We start from the raw sequence: 5,604 nt of genomic DNA, 5'->3' as shown, positions 1-5,604 counted from the left end.
GATGGCCAAGGCCGCGCTGGCCCGCGATCCGGCGCAGCGCGCCAGCGGCCCGGCCGTGGTCGCCACCATCGCCGAAGTGCTCGATCGGCTCTCCGCCGGCGACCGCCAGGCCAGCCGCACCGCCTTCATGGTCGATGAAATCTCGCGCTGGTGCGCCGCCTATTTCGATGAGGGCCAGGCCAGCTGGCAGATGCCGGTGCGGCACCTGTCGCCGTGGGCCGCCTGGCGCGAAACCATGAAGCATGATCGCGGCGCCGAAGCGCTGGGCGTCAAGGGCTTCCGCCGCATCATCGCCGATCTGCCGGCTGATCCTGTCGCCGCCATCGGCCACATCGTGGCGGCCATCGGCATCCCGCAGCGCGCCCAGGCCGATTATCTGCACCGCGCGCTGTTCGATATCGGCGGTTGGGCCGCCTATGTGCGCTACCTCGTGTGGGACAACAATCTCTACGGCCGGCAGGACAATCGCCTGGTCGAGCTGCTCGCCATCCGCATGGCCTGGGGCTATGCCCTGTTCCGCCAGCGCAGCGATGCCGAATTCCAGGCCGCCTGGGCCGCCGAAATGCGCCAGGCCGCTGAATTGCCGGATGATGCCGGCCTGTCCGCCGATCCGGAACTGGCGATCGATCTGCTGTTCCAGGAAGCCTATGAAATTGCCTGGCAGCGCCAGTTGCTGGCCAAGCTGGGCCGCGACGAGGCCGCGCCGCAGCCGTTCACGCTGCCGCGCGTGGCCGGCCGCACCCCGCTGCAGGCCGCCTTCTGCATCGACGTCCGCTCCGAAGTCTATCGCCGGGCGCTGGAACAGGTGGCGCCGGGTGTCGAGACCATCGGCTTTGCCGGCTTCTTCGGCTACCCGATCGAATATGTGCCGATCGGCCGCGAAACCGGCGGCGCCCATTGCCCGGTGCTGCTCACCCCGGCCTTCACCATCACCGAAATGGTCGGCGGCGCCACGCCCGACGAGGAAACCGAAGTGCTCGGCCTGCGCCTGCTGCGCCGCCGCGCGGCCAAGGCGTGGAAGAGCTTCAAGCAGTCTGCCGTCTCCAGCTTCACCTATGTCGAGGCGATGGGCCTGGCCTTTGCGCCCAAGCTGGTGGGCGACGCGCTGGGCCTGACCCGCACCGTCTCCGATCCCAACACCGACGGGCTCGACAGCGCGGTGATCGGCAAACTTGGCCCGCGGCTGGAGCCGCGCATGGTCGGCGGCCGCATGACCGGCCTCAACGCCGAACAGCGGCTGAACCAGGCCGAAGCCGTGCTGCGCGCCATGAGCCTGACCCGGGATTTCGCCCGCCTGGTGCTGCTCGCCGGCCATGGCAGCACCACCGCCAACAACCCGCACGCCTCTGGCCTGGATTGCGGCGCCTGCGGTGGCCACACCGGGGAAGCCAATGCCCGCATTGCGGCCGATATCCTCAACGATCCGGCCGTGCGCATCGGGCTGAAGAGCCGCGGCATCCACATCCCCGACGACAGCTGGTTTCTGGGTGCCCTGCACGACACCACCACCGATCAGGTGACGATCTTTGATCGCGACCAGGTGCCGGCCGCCCTGCGCGGCGACCTGGCCGAGGTAGAGGCTTGGCTGGCCCGCGCCTCAACCCTGGCCCGCCACGAACGCGCGCGCTTCCTCAATCTCGACGCGCCGGAAGGCGATATCGACGCCCAGGTGCTGCGCCGCAGCCGCGACTGGGCGCAGGTGCGGCCGGAATGGGGCCTGGCCGGCAACGGCGCCTTCATCGCCGCGCCGCGCGAACGCACACTCGGCATCGATCTGGGCGGCCGCAGCTTCCTGCACAATTACGACTGGAAGCAGGACGACGGCTTTGGCGTGCTCAAACTGATCATGACCGCGCCGATGGTCGTCGCCTCGTGGATCAACCTGCAATATTACGGCTCCACCGTGAACAACCGGGTGTGGGGCGCCGGCAACAAGGTGCTCCACAACGTGGTCGGCACCCTGGGCGTGCTGGAAGGCAACGCCGGCGATCTGAAGACCGGCCTGGCCTGGCAATCCGTGCACGACGGCGAAAAACTGATGCACGAACCGCTGCGCCTCAACGTCTTCATCGAAGCCCCGCTGGAGGCGATGAGCGCCATCATCCTGGCCCACCAGATGGTGCAGGACCTGGTGGACAACCAATGGCTGCACCTCTGGGCGATGGACGAAACCGGCCGCGTGGCGCACCGCTACACCCGCGATGGCGAGTGGGTGGCGGTCTGAGCCCCAGCTAGTAGTAGCGCCCCCCTCCCTCTCCCCTCCCTTTCAAGGGAAGAGTCGGGGGTGGGTCCGCGCCGTGGGCGCGAACCAGAGGGGCAAGGCAACAAGAGCCTCCGGCGGGCAGGACCGCAGACCCTGCACCCTTTCGTTTTCGGGCGCGCATGTAAGATAGATGGGCGCCCGCCTCACGCATTCCTTATTCTATTCTTCTGTTTTCGGCTACTTGGTCACCTGCACCACTGCAGTATACGGTGATCAGTAGATGTGCTTGAAATAGCTTGTCTAGCTCGACGTCTACTGGCGCAAAGTCATTGCCGTTCCTTTTTGAAGGATACCTAAACCGGTCCGCGGAGCGATCGAACGCTTGAACCTCGGTAATCATAGCGTGTACGCCTTGAGTGAATTCGTCGTTCTGCGGATAGCCCAATTGGTTGAGAGCGGAACTTAGTCGTGCAAACAATGCCTCAATATTATGCCCCAGACTTGGGTCAATATGCCCCTCTATCTCAACCAATGCCGCTTTTATGGACAGTTCGACGCTTTGCCGCCAAAGCATAAGGAGCGGCTGCAATAGAAGGTCAGACGTGTCTAATTTTGCGTGATCCCACAAGGTTTCGAAAGCCTTGCTGTAACTATATGCAATGAAATCCCAATTGCCGAGGATTTGCAGTTTAATAGATGAGCTATTAACTAAGAAATCACTCAGTATCGGTTGATCTGAAATGGCATGATCTATCAATTTTCTGCGATACTCTTCTGACATTATTTTTAAATCCGATTCTCCCTAGAGTCTATTAACGGGCAGGTATGCTTCTCCAGTTTCATCGGCATGCCGCCAAACACGGGTTAGTATAGGCTTTAGTCCATCTTCGCTTAACAGAGCGCGCACAATATGAGCACCATCAAGGCAGACAAATTTGAGCGCACCTTTAGCATTGACTGCGGCAATTGCCGGCTCCGTATATCCATAAATCGAGACATAAAGGCCACGAGTGTCTGCCGATTTTCCCTCAACCTTGAACGTGAAGGCACCAAATTCTGCACCGGCAACTTTTTCCTTGGTCCACTTCGCTTCAAGGAGGTGCGTGCCACCGCGCCAAGCAAACGAGCCGTCTATCTGCTCTCCCTCGATACGGAACGACCCTCTTGGTTCAAGTCCTTCAAATTCAAAGAGATCGTTCAAAAACTGCTCGAGCAAATATCCGCGCTGTTGAGCATTAGTTTCGGCCATCAATCCCATAAATCGATCATGCAGTCCGTCACGTCGCTTGGTATTTTCTGCTCGCTTAGCCTCTTTTTCTCGCTCTGCCGACCGCCTAGCGATGGCGGCTTCCCGCTCACTATCCTGCAGCTCCTGAGCTTTTGTCTTTCGGTTGGCTTCAGCCAGTGCCTTTAGAGCTTCAATAGCGGAAACTGCTGCTGGCGTTGCTTGTGGAAAGCTTCCCTTTGCTAACTGATCGATGATTCGTGCAACGATAAGATCGCCACTTGCTCCCAACGTAGATAAATCCCGAAGAATTTCTTGTACCACATACCGTTTGGGAGCTTTATCAAACCGTCCGCCAGAAGCGCGCGTTTCAGCTCTTAATCGACTTACGCGTAAAAGATCTTGCGAAAATCCGCAGCGAACTATGAAATTGTCGAGTGAATTGTGGTATTGGTAAATATCGGCTAATGCATCTTCAACATAGTGAAGCGTGACTGCGTCGAACGGCATATTATCCCTCAATAATACTAAACGTGCTGCAAGCCATATGGAATCGGCGTGTATGGTGACACTAGTCCGTGGTTGGCTCAATCTAACACCCTGATTGTAGTTTCATACATCCAATCAGACGGTGTGAATACATCTCCCTGAGCGAGCTTTGCGTAAGAGGCCTTGTCACGCGCAGATCTCAGTCGCGCTTGAGCGTTCTTCCGCGCCCCATAATGGCCATCTCGCACTATCCAGAAATCAGACGGGTGCAGGGTCCGCGACCCTGCCCGCCGGAGGCCCCTCTTCCTTTCTGCCGTCACCCCCGCCATGATGGCCCAGCATGACGACTTCCCCCGAGCCCCATCATCTCCCCGGCCATGGCCCCGCGCCTGATGACAGCGGCCGCTGGTTCCGGCGCACGTTGGCGGTGATGGCGGGGATCGGGTTGGCGTTGGCGATCTGGCAGTTGCAGCAGTTGGTGCTGGTGTTGTTTGCCAGTGCGCTGGTCGGCCTGATGCTCAGTGATTTTGCCGCCTTTCTGCAGCGGCGCTTGCGGTTGCCGTTTGCGCTGGCGATTGCGGCGGCGGTGTTGATTCCGCTCAGCGTTTTGGCGGTGATCTTCGGCCTGTTCGGCACAATGATGGTGGAGCAGTTCATCATCCTGTCGCAGCAATTGCCGGAGGCGATGGCGCGGGTGGAGGCCTGGGTGCGGGCGACGCCGATCGGCAATGATCTGATCTCCCAGCTGAGCACCTATGCGCCCAAGATGGAGCAGGTGGTGGGCATCGTGCAGGCGACGCTGGCCAATATCGGTTCGGCGATCACCGGCTTTGCCGTGGTGCTGGTGGCGGCGCTGTATCTGGCGGCGCAGCCCAGGCTCTATGTCGAAGGGCTGATCGACATGCTGCCGTCGGGCGCGCGCGGCCGGGCCAGCGAGACGGTGGCCGCGGTGCGCGAGGCGCTCACCGCCTGGCTGAAGGGCCAGGCCATCGGCATGGCGTTCGTGGCGGTGGGCACGTCGCTGGGCCTGTGGCTGGTCGGCCTGCCGTCACCGCTGGCGATCGGGCTGGTGGCCGGCCTGTGCGAATTCGTGCCCTATCTGGGGGTCATCCTGGTGGCGGCGCCCACCATCATCCTGGGTTTTGGCCAGAGCGCGGAGACCGGCATTTTCACCATCGTCGCGCTGGTGGTGGTGCAGCAGTTGCAGGGCAATGTGGTGATGCCGATCGCGCAGAAGACCTTTGGCGATCTGCCACCGGTGCTGACCATCTTCAGCCTGATCGCCGCTGGCACCTTGCTGGGGCCATTGGGCGTGGTGCTGGCGGTGCCGCTCACCGTCGTCTTGATGGCGTTGCTGAAGGTGCGCCTGACCCGTCTCGGCCGCTCTTCACCGCTCACGGGTAGCTAACCGCTTGCGACTCTGCGCGCGGCGTGGTGAAGACCGCCGCACATCATGTCTGAAACCTCTTCCCAACATCCGGCGTTCCTGCTGATCGATCGCACCGCCGTGCTGTTTTGCGGCGTGGCGGCCGGCATTGCCATTGGCCTGGCCTTTGCGCCGCAGCTGGAACGCTGGATGGCCGATGCGCCGGCAGCGCCAGTGGCAGCGCCGATGCCGGCGCAAAAGCTGGACGCGCAGGGCCTGCCGCAGGCGGTCGCCGCCGCGCAGGACGTGCCGCCCGGCCTG

At 61.7% G+C, this 5,604-nt stretch carries 4 protein-coding genes and 1 pseudogene; 3 read left to right on the top strand and 2 right to left on the bottom strand.

All coding sequences use genetic code 11. The features are described 5' to 3' along the window. On the top strand, nt 1–2,224 hold a 2,224-nt coding region (locus GJ693_RS13380), incomplete at its 5' end, for a YbcC family protein (RefSeq protein ID WP_156256782.1). A gap of 193 nt (nt 2,225–2,417) precedes the next feature. Here the strand turns inward: GJ693_RS13380 and GJ693_RS13375 are convergent. Together GJ693_RS13375 and GJ693_RS13370 are read right to left on the bottom strand one after the other, a co-directional pair. After that, entirely contained in the window at nt 2,418–2,984 is a 567-nt protein-coding gene (locus GJ693_RS13375; protein WP_156256781.1) for a HEPN domain-containing protein, read from the bottom strand. A 21-nt stretch (nt 2,985–3,005) separates the two neighbouring features. Beyond that, nucleotides 3,006–3,938: a hypothetical protein gene (locus GJ693_RS13370; protein WP_156256780.1), complete on the bottom strand. Its 933-nt coding sequence runs from the start codon at nt 3,936–3,938 to the stop codon at nt 3,006–3,008. Between the two features lie 319 nt (nt 3,939–4,257). Between GJ693_RS13370 and GJ693_RS13365 the strand changes: the two genes are divergently transcribed. Together GJ693_RS13365 and GJ693_RS13360 are read left to right on the top strand one after the other, a co-directional pair. Beyond that, nucleotides 4,258–5,325, top strand: coding sequence for an AI-2E family transporter (locus GJ693_RS13365; RefSeq protein ID WP_156256779.1), 1,068 nt, complete (start codon nt 4,258–4,260; stop codon nt 5,323–5,325). Nucleotides 5,326–5,370: 45 nt separating this feature from the next. Continuing rightward, nucleotides 5,371–5,604, top strand: a pseudogene (locus tag GJ693_RS13360) (hypothetical protein); the annotation flags it as partial.

Source organism: Sandarakinorhabdus oryzae (genome assembly GCF_009733735.1).
Lineage (GTDB): Bacteria > Pseudomonadota > Alphaproteobacteria > Sphingomonadales > Sphingomonadaceae > Sandarakinorhabdus > Sandarakinorhabdus oryzae.
The sequence above is the reverse complement of the archived record's forward strand: the minus strand, read 5'-3'. Positions and strand labels throughout refer to the sequence as shown.

Coding starts and splice junctions, on each gene's coding strand:
- GJ693_RS13375 (WP_156256781.1), bottom strand. CDS start 2,984: ATGTCAGAAGAGTATCGCAGAAAATTGATAGATCATGCCATTTCAGAT.
- GJ693_RS13370 (WP_156256780.1), bottom strand. CDS start 3,938: ATGCCGTTCGACGCAGTCACGCTTCACTATGTTGAAGATGCATTAGCC.
- GJ693_RS13365 (WP_156256779.1), top strand. CDS start 4,258: ATGACGACTTCCCCCGAGCCCCATCATCTCCCCGGCCATGGCCCCGCG.